Source organism: Trichococcus ilyis (assembly GCF_900109135.1).
GTDB classification, from domain to species: domain Bacteria; phylum Bacillota; class Bacilli; order Lactobacillales; family Aerococcaceae; genus Trichococcus; species Trichococcus ilyis.
Window position 1 is genome coordinate 19,237 of the sequence record NZ_FNYT01000017.1, and the last position, 19,164, is coordinate 38,400.

Consider the following 19,164-nt stretch of genomic DNA (forward strand, 5'->3'; position numbering starts at 1 on the left):
GTTGTCGAATAGGTGACAAGTATTCGTGTTTTTGGCCCGGCCCCCCGGATCTTAGGCCGTATTCCTGATAACCGATATGACCAGCCGGCTATTTGTCAGTCTCACCCGGCTGGCAATCCTCTTTTTCCGTAGCGCTGTCTTCAATCTCATCGGGCGTCATCGCTCCCAAGGGAAAGGTCGGCAGGATTTCTTCCGAGCCTTTCAGGCGGTACTTCAGCGCCCCGGATGGGCAAGTGTGGATGACGCGCGCCACTTCTTCGGGAGAATCCGCATCCGGCAAGATCCATGGTTTGCGTTTCGTATCGAAGATCGCATGATTACCCCGCACGCAGTTGCCGGAGTAGGTGCAGACGCTCAGGTTGAAGTAGACGTCGACCTGTTCCCCTGTATATTTTCGGTAGCCGTGCGCCATTAGTTCAGACTCGTTCATGTAAAGTTCCCCTTTCGGACTGCTTTTTTGGCAGCGGATTCATTTACATCCATTATATCATTCTGATCTTGAAATCCGTACAGGAAAGGTAGCCATAAACGACGAGAAGTAGTAGACTAGGTTTGGAGAGCAGGGGGATTTTCGAGGCCCCTGTGCGACAAGGAAAATAAACAGATTGGGGTGAGGTCAAATGGACGCGGATAGTAGTCAGGGTATGGCAGACAAACCACCTAGGCGCGGTTTCAGCCTGATTGGTTCCGCGCGGAGCCAGCCATCAGGTCTGTTTGTATCCTCAGCCCAATCGCAGATAATATAAACCGGAAACGTGTCGTCTTGGATCTGTCTGTTGTGCCTTCAAAAAATGAATCATTTTGGAGGTGGAGACATGGAATTGAACGAAATGTTGCTGCAGGCAACAGAAAACAAAAACGGTGTGGAGTTGAAAGAGCTCATCGACAATCATTACCCAGTCGATGTCGCAACCGCGCTGTTTGAATTTGAAGACGACGAATTGGCGGCCTTGCTGAACTTGCTGGAAGCAAAGGAAATCGCCGCCATCATAGAAGAAGCGGAAGAAGAGCTCCAGCAAGGCATGATCGGCTTGTTGGACTCGAAGAAGATCGTAAAATTCTTTGCCTATATGTCGCCCGATGACATCACCGACATTTTGGGAACGTTCGGTGTCGAACAACGCAAAGAAATTTTGGGAATGATGAGAAAAAGCGACTCGAATGAGATCCAGATGCTGTTGGGGTATGGCCCGGACACAGCAGGCGGAATCATGACCACGAAATACATCGCTTTGAAAAGCGACCTGAGCATGAAAGCTGTGCTGCAGGAAATCAGGCGCATCGGACCCCGGACGGAAATCATCGAAACGATTTACGTCGTTGACAAGATGAGCAAATTGATCGGATCGGCCGACTTGCGGGATATTTTGGCATCCGCCGAAGATATCAAATTGGAAGAAATCATGAACGACAATGTGCTGTCTGTCACTCCTGAGACCGACCAAGAGGAAGTTTCGCTGATCGTTTCCAAGTACGATCTGAAGGTCATTCCGGTCGTGAACCGCAAAAATGTCATTCTCGGCATCATCACGATCGATGACATCATTGACGTCATCGTCGAGGAACAGACGGAAGACTTGCTGATGCTGTCAGGGGTAAGCAAAGACGAAAAGGTCGGCAGCAAAATCAGCACCTCCGTCAGCAGGCGCTTGCCGTGGCTGGTCATCAATCTGGTGACTGCCTTTCTGGCTTCCTTTACGGTCGGGCTGTTCGAGGATGTCATCATCCAAGTGGTCGCCCTTGCGGCTGCGATGCCGATCGTCACCGGAATGGGCGGCAATGCCGGCTCCCAAACGCTATCCGTCGTCATCCGGAGCATCGCTTTGGGTGAAGTCGATATAAAAAACGATTGGAGATATGTTTTCAACGAGGTCAGTTTGGGCCTGATCAACGGGTTGGTGACCGGGCTGATCACCGGCATCATTCTGTATGTGAGATACGATAATTTCTTTTTGGGACTCATCATTTTGATAGCCATGATCGGAAACCTCGTCATTGCAGGTTTCTTCGGATTTTTGATTCCGTTGGCTTTGAAGAAATGGGATCTGGATCCGGCGATTTCCTCGTCCATCTTCCTGACCACGGCGACTGATGTGTTCGGGTTCTTCCTCTTCTTGAGCTTGGCGAAAATTTTCTTGCCGCATTTGTTGTGACAGGAGTGCATAAAGGGTTATCCGAGAGGCGCTTACGAGTTAAGCGGCCTCTCTTTCTTTCAAATTATGGATGGTGGTATATAATGTAAGCAAATCAGTTTCTTGAAAGTTGCCTTACGCTCGTTCTGGAGGTGGATCAAGTATGTTTAACGGAAAGCGGAGGATGAAAATCCTTTTTGCAACAATACCGATGGTGACTGCTGTGGCTGGCTGCGCGAAGGAACCATACAGCGGTTCTGCAGTCGAAGAATCGGTGGCAAACAAAGTTGCTCCTCATTCATTGGAGGCCTTCCATATCGCTTTTGCCCCTGGCGCTGATGAAACGGAGCGGACGTTCAGCTGGCATACCCGGGGCATGGACAAAAAAGCCGTAGTGGAGCTGAACCGGCTGGATGAAAAAGACAACGTCCTGTCGAGCGAAACGTTTGAGGCGACTGTCGAAGGCATTTTGCGCGGCCAATCAAGACACAAAGCCACCATCACCGGGCTGGAGCAGAACCAGCTTTATGCCTACCGCTTCGGCGACGGCCAGCGTGCCTGGTCGCAAACTTACACTTTCCGGACGCAGGCGACCGAGGACGCTGACTTCAATTTCCTTTTCTTCGGCGATCCGCAGATCGGGGCCGGCGACGGCACGCAGATCGATGCGGCCGGCTGGGATCGGACTGTGACAGCCGCCACGGAACTTTTTCCGGATACCGATTTTCTCGTTTCAGCGGGTGATCAGGTGAACAGAGCCAACAAACCGATCCAATATGAGGGCTGGTTTTCCCCGGAAGAGCTGACCGCCTATCCAATCATGCCGATTGTCGGCAACCATGATGCGGCCTCGTTTGCGGATTATTTCAATGTGCTGAATGAAACCGGCTTGGGAGGGGATTCCGAAGCCAGCGACTTCTATTTCATCTACGGAAACACGCTCTTTATCGCGCTGAACACCCAAAGCGACGCTGTCGGGGAGCACCGGGAAGCGCTGGAATTGGCGGTGTCGGAAAATCCGGATGCCACCCATCGGATCGTGCTGCTGCACAAGTCGCTCTACAGCAGTGCGGACCATGCGCTTGATGAGGACGTCCTGGCTTTGCGCGACGGATTGGTGCCGGTGTTCGATGAATTGGATATCGATGCCGTCCTGATGGGACCCGACCATGTCTATGTGCGGACCTATCAGATGAAAGGCGATGAGGTAGTCGGGGAGACCGCCTACGATAAGGAAGGCGCGGCCGTCGATCCGGAAGGCACGCTCTATCTTACAGGGAACTCGTCCACTGATTCCAAATATTACGAAATGCAGGACCCGTCCATCTACGAACGCTATGCCGCCGTCGCGCTGCAGCTGGAGGAGCCGACGTTCATGAACGTTGGAGTGACGGATGCTTCCCTCACCTTCACAACCTACAAAACCTACAAAACCGCCGATCTGTCGGTCGTGGATAAGTACCGGATCGTTAAGACGGAGGGGGATGAGTAATTAATGGCGTTGTTGCCCAGCCTCCGCTGGCCCAATATGGAAACCATTGATTTTGGGGCTTGATGTTCGGCCGAAAAGATGTTCTAATTTATTAATAGTACAATCGCAGAACCAGAAAAGAGGGAATTCGTTTTGAATCTAAGCCAAAGCCACAAGCTTACACAATCGCAGACACAAAAGCAAACGCTTTCTCCGCAGCTGCTGCAGGGGATCCATTTGCTTCAATTGGGCAGGCTGGATGTCCACGACTTTCTGGAACAGAAGGTTTTGGAGAATCCTTTCCTGCAGCTGAAAGTCAGGGAGTCCAAGGCTTCCGGCAGCGGCGGTCAAGCCAACGATCTGAGTTGGATACCCGACCGGAAACAGTCCCTTTTTGAATACGTCACGGATCAGGTTATGCTGACTTACCGCGACACGTACCTCCGCACCTTGATCTTTTGGTGGATCAACCAGCTGAACGACAAAGGATATGTCATCAAAACGCTCGAGGAAGCCGCTGCCGAAACGCAGGCTGATCCGATCCAACTGATGGATGCCCTGACGCTGCTGCAGCAACTGGATCCGCCGGGCATCGGTGCGCGCAACCTGCAGGAATGCCTGATGCTGCAGACCGAACGCAGGGAGGACGCGCCCGACATCGCTTATGTCGTGTTGGAAGAGTCGTTCGACGATCTGATCAACCGGAAGTGGACCGCCATTTCCAAACGCTATGCCGTGCCGTTGGAAAGCATCCAAAAAGTGTTTGATTTCATCCAGCATCTGACGCCTTCTCCAGGGATGGCTTTCCAATCCGAAGAGCAGATTTCCGTCCGGCCGGATATCATCGTCACCGTCAAAGACGCGCAGCTGCAGATCAGAGAAGCCCGCTATGGCGTGCCGATCCTGTCGTTCAACAAAGCGTACGCGGAGGAACTGGAACAGATCCAGGACAAGGAAGTCGCGAAGTACGTCAAAGACAAAAAGAAAGAATACGAATCGCTGCAGGAAATTCTGGCGATCCGCAGCGAAACGATTTTACGTGTCAGTACGGCTATCGTGCACAGACAAGCGGCGTTCTTCTTTGATGAAGCGCATCCGCTGGCTCCGCTGCAATTAAAGGACATCGCAGATGAATTGGGTCTGCACGAATCCACCATCAGCCGGGCGATCAATGACACGTACATCCAAACCGACTCGGGCATCTACGAGCTGAAACACTTCTTCTCCCGCAAGGCAAAAACGGATCAGCCGGATGCACTCTCGACAAGCTCCGTCCAACAACGGATCCAAAAACTGATCGAGGAAGAGGATAAGCGCAAACCGTTGTCCGATCAAAAAATAGTCGACATCCTGACAGGTGAGCAGATTGACATCTCCAGGCGGACGGTGGCCAAGTACCGGACGGAACTCAACATCCCCTCCACCTCGAAACGAAAACGGTTCGACTGATGCTGCGCGGCAGGCAACAAAAACGGCTTGCTTTTTTATCCCGGATATTTTACTATTACGATGTAATCCGCTTTCTTTCCTGCTGTATGTTTCTTTCTCTCACAAGAAAAAACATCTCAAGAAAGAAGGTTTTACTGTGATCTATGACTATGTGAAAAATTTGGATGTGTACGCAGCGCTGCTGCCGAGGCTCGCAAACTACAAAAATTTTCTGGCTGATTCCAAGGAGTTGGCTGTCGGCCGTTATGAATTGCCGGACGGCGATTTTGTCCTGATTCAGGAAGGCACCACCAAGCCGGTTTCCGAAGGTAAATTTGAGGCGCATGAAAAATTTTTGGATCTGCAGGTGGTCGTTGCCGGCCAGGAACAGATCAAATGGCAAAATGTCGCGTTGCTAAGCGAGACGGCAGCATACGATCCGGCCACCGATAAAGTGAATTTTTCCGGTGAGGGGGATGTCCTCAGCATCACTGAAGGCATGTTCTACATCATGTTCCCGCAGGATGGGCATATGGCTTGTGTGCATCTTGACGCGCCCAGCCCGTATCGGAAATTGGTGATCAAAATCAAACTGTAGACTTTTATATAATAGAGGAAAACCGCTTAAAGACGGGTGAGGATGCCCATTTTTACGCGGTTTTTTATGAATAAGAAACTCAAGACAGGAGGCAGTATGGATGGCGGAAATTGTGTTTATCAGCCCCAACCGGGAATTGACGGATGCCGTGAACAGAGTGATAGCAAAATATCAAATAACGAACATGGATGTGCTGGAAGGGAACCTGGATTACGGGCTGATCATGGCGCAGCGGGCCGTAAATGAAGGCGCGACGATCGTCATCTCCAGGGGCGGGACCTATCAGCTGCTGAAAAGCAAGCTGCACACAATCGTCTTGGAATTGAAGCTGACGATCTTCGATATCGAAAACAGCATCGGGACGATCGTGAAATCGAAGGACGATATCGCGATCATGGGGTACGACAACATGATCCAGGCCTACAGAATGTTGGCCAATCTGAACCACGACCACATCCATATCCATCAGCTGCAATACGATGAAAAGGTCGAACCCTACATCAAGAATTTCGTTGAACAGGGCATCCATTCCTTCATCGGGGATACGATCGTGACGGAGCACTGCAAGAAACTCGGCTATCCTTGCCAAATCATCGCGAGCAGCGATGAATCGGTGAAGATGGCGATCGATGATGCCCAAGCCGTCCTGGAAGGGCAAAAAAAGGAAAGTGAATTCAACAAACGCTACACGGCCCTGATGGACAGCGTGCACGACGGCTTCATCGCAACGGATGAAAACGAAAATGTCATCGCCTGCAACCTGATGGCAGAAAAGATCCTGAATCTGGACAAGAATGACCTGATCGGCAAAGGCATCCGCGCGGTGCCCGAGCTGAATGACTTCCTGAAAATATACAGCGAAGAGGAAACCGTAATCGAAGAACTGGTGCTCATCGACGGCAGGAACATGGCCGTCAGCAATGTGCCGATCCGGGTTCAGCAGGTCAACCGCGGTTCCGTTTTGATTTTCCAGGAAGTGGCTACGCTGCAAAAATTCGAGAACAAGATCCGTAAAAAGGTCATGGGCTCGGGTTTTGCGGCCAAGTATCTGCTTTCGGACATCAAGCACAGCAGCCGCATCATGCGCGAGTGCATCATCCGCGCGAAAAAGTACAGCCAGTACGACAGCACGATCCTGATCGAAGGCGCGACCGGCGTCGGGAAGGAACTGTTCGCCCAGGGGATCCACAATCAGAGTTCGCGGCGCTATCAGCCGTTCGTGGCGGTCAACTGTGCGGCCTTGCCGGAAAGCCTAATCGAAAGCGAACTGTTCGGCTATGAGGAAGGGGCCTTTACGGGCAGCCGGAAAGGCGGACGTCCGGGCATGTTCGAGATGGCGCACAACGGCACGATCTTTTTGGACGAAATCAGTGAACTGCCGCTGCAGACGCAAGGGCATCTGCTCCGCGTGCTGCAGGAGCGCCAAATCGTGCGGGTGGGCGGGACATCGATCGTGCCGATCGATGTGCGCATCGTCTGTGCATCGAACAAAAATCTGGAGCAGGAAGCAGCGGCTGGAAGATTCCGCGAGGACCTTTTGTATCGCGTGAATATTCTGAGCCTGAAGATCCCGAACCTGAATGAGCGCAAGGAAGACATCCCGATCCTGATGGAATTTTACCTCAACAGATACGGCCGGAAATACGACAAAAAAGGGCTCGTTTTCAGTGAAGAAGTCATCGCCTACCTGACCGACTACCATTACAAGGGCAACGTCCGCGAGCTGGAAGGGATCATCGAAAGAGGGGTCATTCTGGCGGACCATGATGAAATAGGTTTGGCGGATATCCAAAAACAAACTTCCGGGCCTGAGCCTGCGGATCGCGAAAAGACCGGCACCGAAGCTGTCGGGGGGCTGTTTGCGGATTTGCCTACCCTGAAAGCCTTGGAAGAGGAATATATCGCGTATCTGCAAAATAAGGTCGCGACCACGAACGAATTGAGCGAAATTCTGGGCATCAACCGGTCCACTTTGTACCGGAAATTAAACGAGAACAAGAGATGATGCAAAAGAAGAACACGGATGATGCATAATGAAACAAAATTAAATTGTGGAAGTGATGGAAAAAAGCGGAAAGCTTGATTCCATCGCTTTTTTTGTTGAACGGAAAAGTTGGCACGCTACTTGCAAATATATAAGTGTGAGAGAAAGAAACCATTACAGACAAAGGAGGGCGGGGCATGATTTTTATTGTTGCTGACGATTTGACAGGCGCCAACGACAGCGCGATTCAGTTCACAAAAAACGGATTCGCGACCTATGTTGCGATAACAGCCAATGATTTGGATCAAAACCAAATATCCGATTATGGTGCGGTCGCCATCAATACGGATACTAGAGCGTTACCGCCAGCGGATGCATTTGCAGCGGTTCATCAATTGGTTAAGGAACAGCGGGCAGCATTCCCTGATGCAGACTATTACAAAAAAATAGATTCCCTGTTTCGCGGGAATCCTGTACAAGAAATTGAAGCAGTGATGGATGCCGGAGCATTTCATTTAGCCTATGTCGTACCTGCGTTCCCTGAAGGCAACCGCAGCATGAAGCACGGAAAGATCGTGAACCTGGGGCAAACGATCGATGTGGCCGACTTGTTCGAGAAAGAATCGATCAAGAAAATCGGGCAGGTCGCCATCGAGGAGGTCCGCGAAGGAAAAGAGCATTTACTTGCGTTTGTTGAAGAATTAAAATGTAAAGGTTGTCAAATCATTTTGTTTGACGGTGAAAGCAACGCCGATCTGGAAACGGTCCATTCCGTTTTTGAGGAAGCGAAGCAGGAGGTTCTGTTGTGCGGAAGCGCCGGAATCGCAAGCTACATAAAAAATCAGTCCGATCAGTCCCAACCGATTCAATCGCCTGACGTAAGAGAAGGCATTTTGCTGTATGCCATCGGCTCAAGGAGTCAGGTGACGGCAAAGCAAGTGAGCCAGCTGATGAAAGAGCGTTCCGACATAAGCGTAGCGATCCTCAACGCTGAGGAAATCAAGCAAGGGGATGCGGCAAAGGAAGTCGCCAGAGTGCTGGATGAACTTTTCCAAGAGGATTTGAAAGAAGAGTGCCTGCTTGTCCTGGACAGCCTTTTTGAAGAATCAGCTTTCGACTTGAAAGTCACTGCCGAGATGGAATCCGCAGCCAAGAAAATAATGAAAGCAATCGGTGATATAGCTGTCCAGATCAATGCCAAGAAACCCATTTCCAAAATCATTGCGACAGGGGGGGACACAGCCCTCGAAATCTGCAAAACGTTCGGCGCCAGCGGCATTATCCTGAAGCAGGAAATCCTGCCGGGCATCCCATACGGGGAAATCGTCGGAGGCGGCCTCGATGGAGCGGTCATCGCCACGAAGTCGGGCGGATTCGGAGAAGAACAAGCACTCATTGACATAAGGAATTTTTTCCTAAATAAACCGAAAGAGGTAATAAAATGGCAATCAATCAATTAAAAGTACCGGGAAAGGTTTTCTCAGGGAATGATTCCTATCTGAAACTGAATGACATCATCGCAGCCGAAGCAGTGAAGGCTGTCATTCTGATCACCGACAAGGGAATCGAAGGCGCAGGCATCACTGCTCCTGTCCTGGAACTGTTGGATGCTGCCGGCGTGAACACGCAAATCTTCTATCATGTCCAAGCCGAGCCTACCTACAATGACGTCACCCAGCTCGTCAACGAAATCGGCGATGCAGCAGCCGATTACATCGTCGCTGTCGGCGGCGGGAGCGTCCTGGACGTCGCGAAACTGGTGAGCGTCCTCAAAGGAGCCAGCTATTCGATCGAAAATCTGCTGGAAACGCCGGGCATCGCCAAGAAGCAAGTGAAAGCAGTGCTGATCCCGACAACCTGCGGCACGGGTTCAGAGGCGACCTGCAATGCCATCGTGGGGGTTCCCGAAAAAGGCATCAAGATCGGGATCGTCAATGATGAACTGATTCCGGATGTGGCGATTTTGGATGCCGGCTTCGTCAAGAAGCTGCCGCAAAAGCATTTGGCGGCTGCAGCCGTTGATGCCTTGTGCCACTGCGTCGAATGCTACACCTCCAACAAGGCGAATGCCTTCAGCGATCTGTTCGCTGCGGAAGGCGCGAAGCTGATCTTCCACAATATCCGCGAAGCCTATGCTGATGCGGCCAACTTGGATGCGCGGGCGCAATTACTGATCGGATCCTTCTACGGCGGCGTCGCCATCACTTCATCCGGCACGACTGCGGTCCATGCCTTGTCCTATCCGTTGGGCGGGGAGTTCCATATCCCGCATGGCGTCGCGAATGCGATTTTGTTCGAAAAAGTGATGCGTGTCAACAAACCGGACATCACCAATGAGTTGGCGGCGTTATGCGATGCGGCTTATCCGCAGCAAGCGGCACTTTCGGCGGAAGAAAAAGCCGAATTCATCATCGAGGAAATCGCCGACATCGTCAAAAAACTGGAAATTCCTGCCGATCTGTCCGGATTCGGTGTCCAGCTGAAAGACTTGGATTTCCTTGTCGAAGCGGGAAGCGGCGTGCGCAGATTGTTGGACAACAACAAGCGGGCGCTGACCAAAGAAGAAATCACGGACATCTACCTGTCCGTCTTGAATGAGCAAACTGGGGGCGAAGAGAATGAGTAAAAATTTACCGATCATCGGCATCACGATGGGCGATCCTTCCGGAATCGGCCCTGAAATCGGCGTGAAAGCCTTGCTTGACGCATCGCTGTACGAGCGCTGCCGACCTTTGTTCGTGGGCGATCCGAAAGCTTTTGAACAGGCTGCCGGCTTCGTCGGAGCGACAGAAGTCGAAATCATCCCGATCAAAGAAGTTTCCGAAGCGAAGTTCGAACCGAACAAAATCGAAGTCATCGACATCGCCACCGAGGCATTTGCCTACCCGATCGGACAGGTGTCCGCGCAATCCGGGGACATCGCCTTCCGCAGCATCGTCAAGGTCATCGATCTGGCCATGAAGAACGAAATCGCTGCGACCGTGACGAACCCGATCAACAAGGAAGCCATGAATTTGGCGGGCCATCACTTTGCCGGCCATACCGAAGTCTATGCGCACTACACGAATACGCCAAAATATTCGATGATGCTGGCGCATGAAGATCTGCGGGTCGTGCACGTGTCCACCCACGTTTCCTTGCGTCAGGCTTGCGACCTCGTCAAAAAAGAGCGCGTGCTGGAAGTCATCAAATTGGCCCAGGCCGCCTGCAAGGGATTGGGAATCGCCGAACCTAAAATCGGCGTGGCCGGTCTGAACCCGCATTGCGGCGAAGGCGGCCTGTTCGGAACGGAAGACATCGAGGAAATCCTGCCGGCTGTGGAAGCGGCCAAGGAAGCCGGGATCAATGCAGAAGGCCCGATTCCAGCGGATACGATCTTCTCGAAAGCGCGCGGCGGCTGGTACGACATCGTGGTTGCGATGTACCATGACCAAGGGCATATCCCTTTGAAAGTCGTCGGCTTTGTCTATAACCGCGAAAAAGGCCAATGGGACGATGTCAGCGGCGTGAACGTGACGTTGGGGCTGCCGATCATCCGCGCCTCCGTCGACCACGGGACCGCGTTTGACAATGCCGGAAAAGGCATCGCAAGTGCAGCAAGTTTGGTGAATGCAATCGATTATGCATGCATGTTATCTGAAAATAAATAGGACCGGGAGGAAAAAATAGTGGTAGATATCAAAGGGATCATTTCCGCAAACGTAACACCGATGGACGCAAACGAGGACATCAATGAAAAAGAACTCCGCAACCATGTGAACCGTTCATTGGCTGCCGGTGTGGACGGCGTGTTCTGCTTAGGGACAAACGGTGAGGCCTACGCACTCAATAAGGACGAGAAAAAATTCGTGATCGAAGCTTTCGTTGATGAAGTGAAAGGCAGAGTTCCTGTCTACGCAGGAACAGGAGCCGCCACAACAAGGGAAACGATCGAACTGTCGAAAATCGCCGAAGCCGCCGGTGCGGATGTCTTGTCGGTCGTGGCGCCGTTTTTCGCTTCTGCTTCGCAACAGGAAATCTACAATCACTATGAAGCGGTAGCCAAGAGCGTGAATCTGCCGCTCGTGATGTACAATATCCCGGCCCGTGCCGGCAATGCCATCGCTCCGGAAACTGTGCAGAGACTGGCGCAGATCGACAACATCGTCGGCGTGAAGGACTCCAGCGGCAACTTCGACAATATCCTGCAGTACCTTGAATTGACCGATCCGAAAGAATTCGCTGTCCTTTCGGGGAACGATTCGCTGATCCTGTGGACGCTGCAAGCCGGAGGAGCGGGCGGCATCACAGCCGTTGCCAATCTGTTGCCGGAAATCATGGTTTCGATCTATTCGAAATTCCTGGAAGGGGATTTCCAAGGCGCGAAAGCGTTTCAGGATTCCATCCGTCCGATCAGAAACTGCTTCAAGTACGGCAACCCGAACACCATCATCAAAAACGCGACCAATATGCTCGGCATGCCGGTCGGCAACAACCGGGCGCCGTTCAATTACATTTCGCCGGAAGCAAAAGATGCGATCCAAGCGACGTTGGAGCAGTATTACTCTGAGTATTTCGTCAAATAAGGCATAAAAAAGTTTACAAAAGTTTCGAACAAGCCGGCATGGGCCTTGTAACCATGCTGCTTGTATCTCGAAACAATGTAAACGCTAGCAAAAACAGAACCGAATCATAAACAAACTAGGAGGATTTAGAATGGCAGTGAAATTACCGAGTGTTAGACAATCAGACCCAAATGGTGTGGTATACCGTGACGAATTTTTGAATGTGGACTTTGCGTTGATCCCGACAGGCGGAAAAAATACGGCCCATGCGCCCGCTTTGATCGAAACCGCGGACGGCGGCATGCTGTGCGCCTGGTTTGCCGGAAGTTTTGAAGGCAGCGGGGACATTTCCATCGCTGTTTCAAAATTGGATCCGGAAACGCAAGTCTGGTCGGCTACCGAAATCGTCTCCAAAGGGATCGACCGCAGCGAACAGAACCCTGCCTTCTTCCGGGCGCCGGATGGCCAAATCTGGCTGATCTACACCTCGCAAGTCAGCCGCCAGGAAGGCAAAGACAATATGCAGTTCACTTCGATCATCATGGTCCAAAAATCAAGCGACGAAGGCCAAACGTGGGGCGAACCGGAAGTGCTGTTCGACAGCGAAGGGACTTTCTCGAGACAGGCTATCCAAATTTTGAGCAACGGCCGTTGGATCTTCGCAACTTGGCTGTGCGAAGACTCGCCCGAAGGCTTGACCAATGACCCGACTGAATTTCAGGTGTCCGATGATCAAGGCCAGACTTGGAAAGCGGTCCGCATGCCGGACAGCAACGGCCGCGTGCATGCCAATGTGATCGAAGTCGAACCGGGCCACCTGGTCGCCTTCATGCGCAGCCGTTTCGCGGACCATGTGTACACGAGCGAATCGTTTGACTTCGGCGACAGCTGGACTGTTCCGGAAGCGAATGTGTTGCCGAACAACAACGCAAGCATCAGCGCGATCAAACTGCAATCCGGCGAAATTGCCTTGGCCTACAATGTGAATGCAGCCAACAATGCCGAGTTCGGGAAAGTCGCTTGGCCGGGCTTGCGTAATCCGGTGGCGGTCTCCGTTTCGGAAGACTTCGGCAAAACGTGGCCGATCGGAAGAGTGTTCGAATGCGCAGAGGGCTTCATCGGCATCGAAAACAAAACCAATAACGCCCAATACGAATACCCTACCCTTTACCAAGACAGCAAAGGCGTGTTGCACCTGGTTTACGCGTACAAGAACAGAATCTGCGTGAAATATGTCCGTTTCACAGTCGCTGATTTGTTCGGCGAAAAACGGGAAACAGAAGGTTTGTACAATCCGACTTCAGGAGAAGGCGTAGAAAAATAGTAAGCGCCGCTGATCTGGCGCGGTCATCCGCTGACCGCGTCGGGACAATGGCAAGTCAACAAAATATCCAACCAAATTCTTTATGAAAAAAAGAGGAGATGTAAAAAATGACACTACAAATGATTCTCGCCCTCGGTATCCTGATCCTGATGATCGTCATGATCATGTCCGACAAATTCGCTTTCGGCGCACCGCCGCTAATGGCCTGCTTGCTGTTGGTAGTCACCGGTTTGTCCACTGTCCAGGAAGCTTTCGCAGGCTTCATCAATCCAAGCGTTGTCATGGTTGCCGGCTTCATGGTCGTTATGGCGGGTCTGATGAAGACCGGTCTGATCGGCAAGGTCCAGTCCGCGATGATCGCGCTGGTAAATAAAGGCGGTTACAAAAGCTATGCCCTATTGATCATTGTTGTTATGTTGGGTGCCAGCCTTGCGGGTGGCGGTTCCACTGGTTATTATGTACTTATCTTATCCTTAGTATCGACAATCCCTTACAACAAAAAAATGCCTACTTCCAAGCTGATGATGCCATTGGGCTTTGCGACCAACCACCCGTTGGTTCCTTTCAACGTTGCTTTGTTCTACGGTGTCACTGTCAGCGTGCTTGAGACTGCAGGCTATACCGGCGGACTTTCCATGCCGCGCTTTGCGATTGTGAATTTCATCCTGGCACTTGGTTTCTTGGCCTGGAGTTTGGTTGCTTATCGTCTTTTGCCGGATCACCCGATCATGGAAGCTGCTGAGGATGGCGAAGAGGTCCAGCAAACTTTAACCGCTGTCATGCCCGCTTGGAAAGAATTCATCACCATCGCGGCTTTCATCATCAGTGTCATCGGCATGATGATGATGAGCGTATTGGGCAATGCGGCGTATGTGATCCCTGGTATTGCCGGAGCGATCTTGCTGATGATCGACGTGCTTGACTTCAAGGAAGTCCGCGACAATATGGGCGCACCTGTAATCATCATGATGGCCGGTGTTATCGGTGTAGCTGACGCTTTGGCGAATTCCGGATTCACTGTCATGATCGGGGATGTCGTGGCGAAAACATTGGGCAACAACATCAATCCGTTCATTCTTATCCTGATCTTCGCGTTGCTGACTAGTACAAGTGCTACTTTTACTGGATCAAATATGGGTTCTGTTTACATCTTTGCGCCGATCGCGATCGCAACAAGCATGAGCTTGGGCCTGAATCCTGTCGCAGCCGCAGCTGCAGTAGTCGTATCCGGATGGAACGGCGGCTACATGCCGGTCGACGGTATGCCTGCCATGATCTTGGGTATGGGTAAATACAAACTGCCGGAGTTCTGGAAGTTCTCCGTGCCGATGTATCTGATCCGTATCCTTGCGCTGTGCGTTGGCGCGATGATCATGTTCCCGGTGAACGGATAAGCTGAGGGAATAGGGAACATTTTGCTGAAGGGCTGTCTCATTTGAGGCAGCTCTTGCGCGTTATCTTCAATACGAATGGGAAAGGTGAATGCAATGATCGATATGATGAATGAAGTTACACTAGTCTCACCCTTGGCCGGCAAGCTGTTTCTGGAAGAAGTAAAAGGGAACGTGGCTGCGCAGAACACACCGGAAAACAACCTGGAAGTGAGTGCCGGAAAAAACCGGACGATGTATGTGTACGCTCCGGCGTCAGGCTGCTTCGATCCCAAACAGACGCAGGTGCTGATGGTTTTGCGGGACGAGGCTAATGAGGCGTCGGCGGCAAGGGTGATGGCCGCATATGGTCTCGATAAATTGGCAGAGGAGAAGCATCTGATCCTGCTGTTCCCGAATCCGACCGAGGCGGGATGGAACTATGCGGAAAAGCAAGAGCTTGAAAACGATATGGATTTCCTGAAGCGCTGCTTTGTGAGCCTAGCTTCGGGGAAGGCGGGAGTGGCCGGGTTCAACGGGATGATCTTCTATCTCGCGACCTCGGAGGCTGCTTCTGCCATGGCATTCACGTTGGCGTCGCTCTCGCCGATCGATGCTGCAGGGATCATGATTTCGGATTTTCCCGCTGATTACCGGATCCCTTCCGGTGCGCTGCATGCCCCGCAGGTCGCCTATCTGAACGGGAACAATAAAGAGGCGGAAGCCTACTTGCGGAAGAGCAACGGCATCTGCGGGATGAGCAGCATAGCGGGTGGCCGGATTGCCTATTCAAACAGCAATAATGAATGCATCAGGCATGTCATTTCCAGAAAAGCGCTGGATCAGGCGGAAGTCTGGTTCGCTTGGGAAGAGCTTTTTTCCGAAACGAGACGCTGGCGCAATGACACGTTCGGCACCTATCAGAAGCGGCCGGACTTCTCGGCGCGCGGATTCGAGCAGCATGTGGACGAAGAGCTGCCCGGTTTGGCGGCCGGCTCAAAAAACACTTGGTACGAATACGTTCCGCCTCAGTTAAGAGGAAGCAGCGTGAAAGTCCCGCTGGTCATCTACTTCCACGGCATCGGCTGTGTGCCGCTTTACGGGGCGGAGCAGAGCGGCTGGCACGATATCGCCGACAGGGAAAATTTCATTGTGGTCTATCCCCAGCCTTCAATCGAAAAACGCTGGAATGTGTGGGACGACGACCGCTTGCCGAGCGACTTTGCTTTCATTTTTGCGTTGATTGAGCACCTGGAAAGGAAATACTCCATCGATGCGACCCGGATCTACATTTCCGGCTTTTCGATGGGGAGCATGATGACGAACGCCTTGGCCGCTGCGTACCCGGAAAAATTCGCCGCCGCGGCGCCCTGCAATGCGCCGCATCTGGGCTATCTGTCCACGCTCTCCGGGATGGCGCCGCTGCTCATGAGATTGAACCCAAAATCGGGTGTCCGTGCCTTGGGGCTGGAGCCGGCTGGGGGAGCCTCGGCAGTGAAAAAACTGGCGGACGCCAAAAAGCAGTCCTTTGATTACCGGATGCCGGTCATCCAGAATATCGGTCTGTTGGATCTGGAGTGGTCGTTGACGGATCCGGCCGGGCCTTGGAGAAAGACGTTCGATTATTGGAAGGGATATAACGGGATTGCGGGCCGTACGGACGAAGCCGGCAGTCTTTATGAATCTGGGCTGGTGGCGGATGAAAACAGCTATATTGGTGTGGATCAGCGCTTTTTGCGGCACAGCTGGTACAGCGGGGATTTTCCGGATGCGCCGCTTTACGAATTGGTCTACGCGAAAAGGATGCCGCATGCTGTCGATCTGCGGCAGATCGAAATGGCGTGGGAATTCATGAAGAAATTTGCGCGCAATGCGGACGGATCGCTGGCATTGCTGGATGATTGTTGAAGGGGTGTTGAAAATGAAAAGTGGTTCGTTCAGAGATAAAATAGTACTCGTGACAGGCGGTGGCCAGGGCATCGGCAAGGGGATGGCGCTGGCTTTTGCGGAAGAAGGCGCCTCGTTGGCTATCGTCGGCAGGAGTTTTGCAGCGCTGGAAGAGACGCAAAAAGAAATCAGGGAATCGGGCGGGGAATGCCGCTGTTTCCAGGGTGATATTGCGGATGAAGAAGTCTGCCGGGAAATCGTCGGCCAAGTGCTGGCTGCCTACGGAAAAATCGACGTTTTGATCAATAATGCCGGAGTCATGAAGCGGACCGGAACGCTGGATACGAGCAACGATGAGTGGAGAAACGTCATCGATGTGAACCTCAACGGCGTCTTCTATCTGTCCAAGCTTGTGCTGGCGGAAATGAAGGAAAGAAGAGCCGGAAACATCATCAACATCACCTCTGCCAATGGCGTGACGCCGCATCCGAACGCTTCCCCGAGCTACGGGGCTTCGAAGGCTGCCGTGACTTATTTGACGAGGCACTTTGCGATGGAGTTTGCGGGCGACGGCATCCGCGTGAACGCGATCCAATGCGGTCCGATCGCGTCGAAGATGACGGATCAGTGGTCGGACGATTACCGCCAGCAATCACTGGCGAAAATCCCGTTGGCAAGGCTGGGTACTGCGCAGGATGTGGCTTCCGCCGCGCTGTTTTTGGCGTCAGACGAGGCCGCGTTCATAACCGGAACGAGCCTGAATCTGAGCGGCGGGAAGCTGATGCAGTAGGGGGTACGTGATGAAGAAATATTAAGAAAAACGCTGATTGCGGTTTTGCAATCAGCGTTTTTTCTGTGGAACAAGCGTTTTTTAGTCTGGGTACTGCGGGGTTACTTCTGGATGGCTGCTTCCAGCGCAACTATAATCATGTCGTTGAAAGTTGTTTGCCTTTCTTCGCTGGAAGTCAATTCGCCCGTGATCAAGTGATCGCTGACCGTCAGGATGCTGAGCGCATTGACATGGAATTTGGAAGCCAAGTAGTAAAGCCCTGCTGTTTCCATTTCGACCCCGAGCACACCATATTTACTCATGTTGTCTGTGATATTGGAATCACTGTAAAAGCTGTCGGATGAGTAGACATTTCCGACGTGGATCTTCATTCCTTGCTCTTTCCCGAGCGTATGAGCCTTGTTGATCAAGTCATAATTTCCGATCGGCGGGAAATAGGCTGGCGCGAAATCCTTGTAAATCATGGAGGAGTCCGTTGCGGCAGCCTGTGCGATGATGACGTCACGGATATGTACATCTTCTTGAATAGCCCCGCATGTACCGATACGGATCAACTTCTTGGCGCCGAAATCATTAATCAATTCATGGATGTATAAGGTTGCGGAAGGCATCCCCATTCCCGTGCCTTGAACCGATATTTTTTTGCCCTTATAAGTACCTGTATAGCCCAGCATATTTCTGACGGTGTTATAGCAAACCGCATCTTCCAAGAATGTCTCCGCGATATATTTCGCACGAAGCGGATCCCCCGGTAATAGAACGATTTCTGCGACTTGCCCTTTTTCTGCATTAATGTGAAGACTCATAATGATTTCCTCCTCTTTAGTGGTTAGTACCAATGATAGAGCAAAGGAGGATGAAGTGTTATGAAATCGCTCCCATCGTAAGTGTGAGGATGTTCACACTTATTTTGTTAAAGGGTTCATTCGTGGGAAGCGTTTTCTTTGTTAACATGAAGGCACGACATCAGCGGATTAGATGTTTGCGTAAGCTTCCAACTTCGAAAGGTTTAGGATGCGAATCTTTTTTGACTCCAAAGCAATGATTTTTTCGTCCTGCAGATCTTTGAATGTTTTTGAGACAGATTCCCGGGTTGCTCCGATAATGCTGGCAATCGTACTTTGGTTCGTATGCTGGATGATCAGATCAGCGGAGGAATCGCTGTTTTCAAGGAAATCAAGCAAGGTACGGCAGACGCGGGTATGGACGCTATGGAATGTGAGATTCTGTATTTGCCTATTCAATGCTTTAAATCGTTGATTATAAATACGGAAGATATTTTTCAGAAGGACTTTATTTTCATTCAGCAAGGTAATGAAGTCAGCTTGGGATAAATAGTAAATTTCTCCATCTTCAATCACTTCCACAGAAGACAAGGCATTGCCATCCGAAAAAAGTTCAATTTCGCCTAGCACTTCATGTTTTTTTACGAAACCGAGTATGAGTTCTTTCCCCTCATGCATACGATATACCTTCAGCATACCGCTCTTGATGATATAAATTTTTTCGATAGGATCATCCTCGAAAATCAGCATATGGTTTTTCTTGTATTTTCTCGATGGGAGCTTCGAAAGGATGGTTTGTACTTGTTCATCAGTCATACCATCAAATAGTTGAATGCTTTTACTCATAATTT

Annotated in this window: 15 protein-coding genes and 1 pseudogene; 13 read left to right on the forward strand and 3 right to left on the reverse strand. The window is 51.4% G+C overall.

Annotation, left to right across the window (positions count from 1 at the left end; all coding sequences use genetic code 11):
• Positions 1 to 199 precede the first annotated feature (199 nt).
• A pseudogene (locus BMX58_RS09000) lies at positions 200 to 430 on the reverse strand ((4Fe-4S)-binding protein); the annotation flags it as partial.
• Positions 431 to 815: 385 nt separating this feature from the next.
• Here BMX58_RS09000 and mgtE point away from each other — a divergent pair.
• From mgtE to BMX58_RS09065, 13 genes are all read left to right on the forward strand, one after another.
• Entirely contained in the window at positions 816 to 2,153 is a 1,338-nt protein-coding gene (gene mgtE / locus BMX58_RS09005; protein ID WP_068623545.1) for a magnesium transporter, read from the forward strand.
• A 142-nt stretch (positions 2,154 to 2,295) separates the two neighbouring features.
• Positions 2,296 to 3,624, forward strand: a complete 1,329-nt coding sequence (locus BMX58_RS09010; protein WP_068623547.1) for a purple acid phosphatase family protein — start codon at positions 2,296 to 2,298, stop codon at positions 3,622 to 3,624.
• Positions 3,625 to 3,756: 132 nt separating this feature from the next.
• Positions 3,757 to 5,052 (forward strand): RNA polymerase factor sigma-54, encoded by a 1,296-nt coding sequence (gene rpoN, locus BMX58_RS09015; RefSeq protein ID WP_068623549.1) that lies wholly within the window; start codon positions 3,757 to 3,759, stop codon positions 5,050 to 5,052.
• 136 nt (positions 5,053 to 5,188) lie between these two features.
• A complete protein-coding gene (locus BMX58_RS09020) occupies positions 5,189 to 5,629 on the forward strand; it encodes a NanQ anomerase/TabA/YiaL family protein (RefSeq protein WP_068623551.1) in 441 nt (146 codons plus the stop codon).
• Positions 5,630 to 5,729: 100 nt separating this feature from the next.
• Positions 5,730 to 7,634 (forward strand): sigma 54-interacting transcriptional regulator, encoded by a 1,905-nt coding sequence (locus tag BMX58_RS09025; RefSeq protein WP_068623553.1) that lies wholly within the window; start codon positions 5,730 to 5,732, stop codon positions 7,632 to 7,634.
• A gap of 176 nt (positions 7,635 to 7,810) precedes the next feature.
• Positions 7,811 to 9,073 (forward strand): four-carbon acid sugar kinase family protein, encoded by a 1,263-nt coding sequence (locus tag BMX58_RS09030; RefSeq protein ID WP_068623555.1) that lies wholly within the window; start codon positions 7,811 to 7,813, stop codon positions 9,071 to 9,073.
• Positions 9,055 to 10,239, forward strand: a complete 1,185-nt coding sequence (locus BMX58_RS09035; RefSeq protein ID WP_068623557.1) for an iron-containing alcohol dehydrogenase — start codon at positions 9,055 to 9,057, stop codon at positions 10,237 to 10,239. The genes BMX58_RS09030 and BMX58_RS09035 overlap by 19 nt, the downstream gene beginning before the upstream one ends.
• Entirely contained in the window at positions 10,232 to 11,263 is a 1,032-nt protein-coding gene (gene pdxA, locus BMX58_RS09040) for a 4-hydroxythreonine-4-phosphate dehydrogenase PdxA (protein ID WP_204243793.1), read from the forward strand. Before BMX58_RS09035 ends, pdxA begins: the two co-directional genes overlap by 8 nt.
• An 18-nt stretch (positions 11,264 to 11,281) precedes the next feature.
• A complete protein-coding gene (dapA, locus tag BMX58_RS09045) occupies positions 11,282 to 12,178 on the forward strand; it encodes a 4-hydroxy-tetrahydrodipicolinate synthase (protein ID WP_084253965.1) in 897 nt (298 codons plus the stop codon).
• Positions 12,179 to 12,308: 130 nt separating this feature from the next.
• Entirely contained in the window at positions 12,309 to 13,481 is a 1,173-nt protein-coding gene (locus BMX58_RS09050; protein ID WP_068623559.1) for a sialidase family protein, read from the forward strand.
• A gap of 107 nt (positions 13,482 to 13,588) precedes the next feature.
• Complete coding sequence (locus BMX58_RS09055; protein ID WP_068623560.1) at positions 13,589 to 14,875, forward strand: SLC13 family permease; 1,287 nt, start codon at positions 13,589 to 13,591, stop codon at positions 14,873 to 14,875.
• 93 nt (positions 14,876 to 14,968) lie between these two features.
• Entirely contained in the window at positions 14,969 to 16,759 is a 1,791-nt protein-coding gene (locus BMX58_RS09060) for a PHB depolymerase family esterase (protein WP_162268632.1), read from the forward strand.
• Between the two features lie 13 nt (positions 16,760 to 16,772).
• Entirely contained in the window at positions 16,773 to 17,528 is a 756-nt protein-coding gene (locus BMX58_RS09065; RefSeq protein WP_162268633.1) for an SDR family NAD(P)-dependent oxidoreductase, read from the forward strand.
• Between the two features lie 101 nt (positions 17,529 to 17,629).
• Here the strand turns inward: BMX58_RS09065 and deoD are convergent, their stop codons facing one another.
• Together deoD and BMX58_RS09075 are read right to left on the reverse strand one after the other, a co-directional pair.
• Entirely contained in the window at positions 17,630 to 18,334 is a 705-nt protein-coding gene (gene deoD / locus BMX58_RS09070; protein ID WP_068623564.1) for a purine-nucleoside phosphorylase, read from the reverse strand.
• Between the two features lie 168 nt (positions 18,335 to 18,502).
• Positions 18,503 to 19,159: a Crp/Fnr family transcriptional regulator gene (locus tag BMX58_RS09075; RefSeq protein WP_068623566.1), complete on the reverse strand. Its 657-nt coding sequence runs from the start codon at positions 19,157 to 19,159 to the stop codon at positions 18,503 to 18,505.
• Positions 19,160 to 19,164 lie beyond the last annotated feature (5 nt).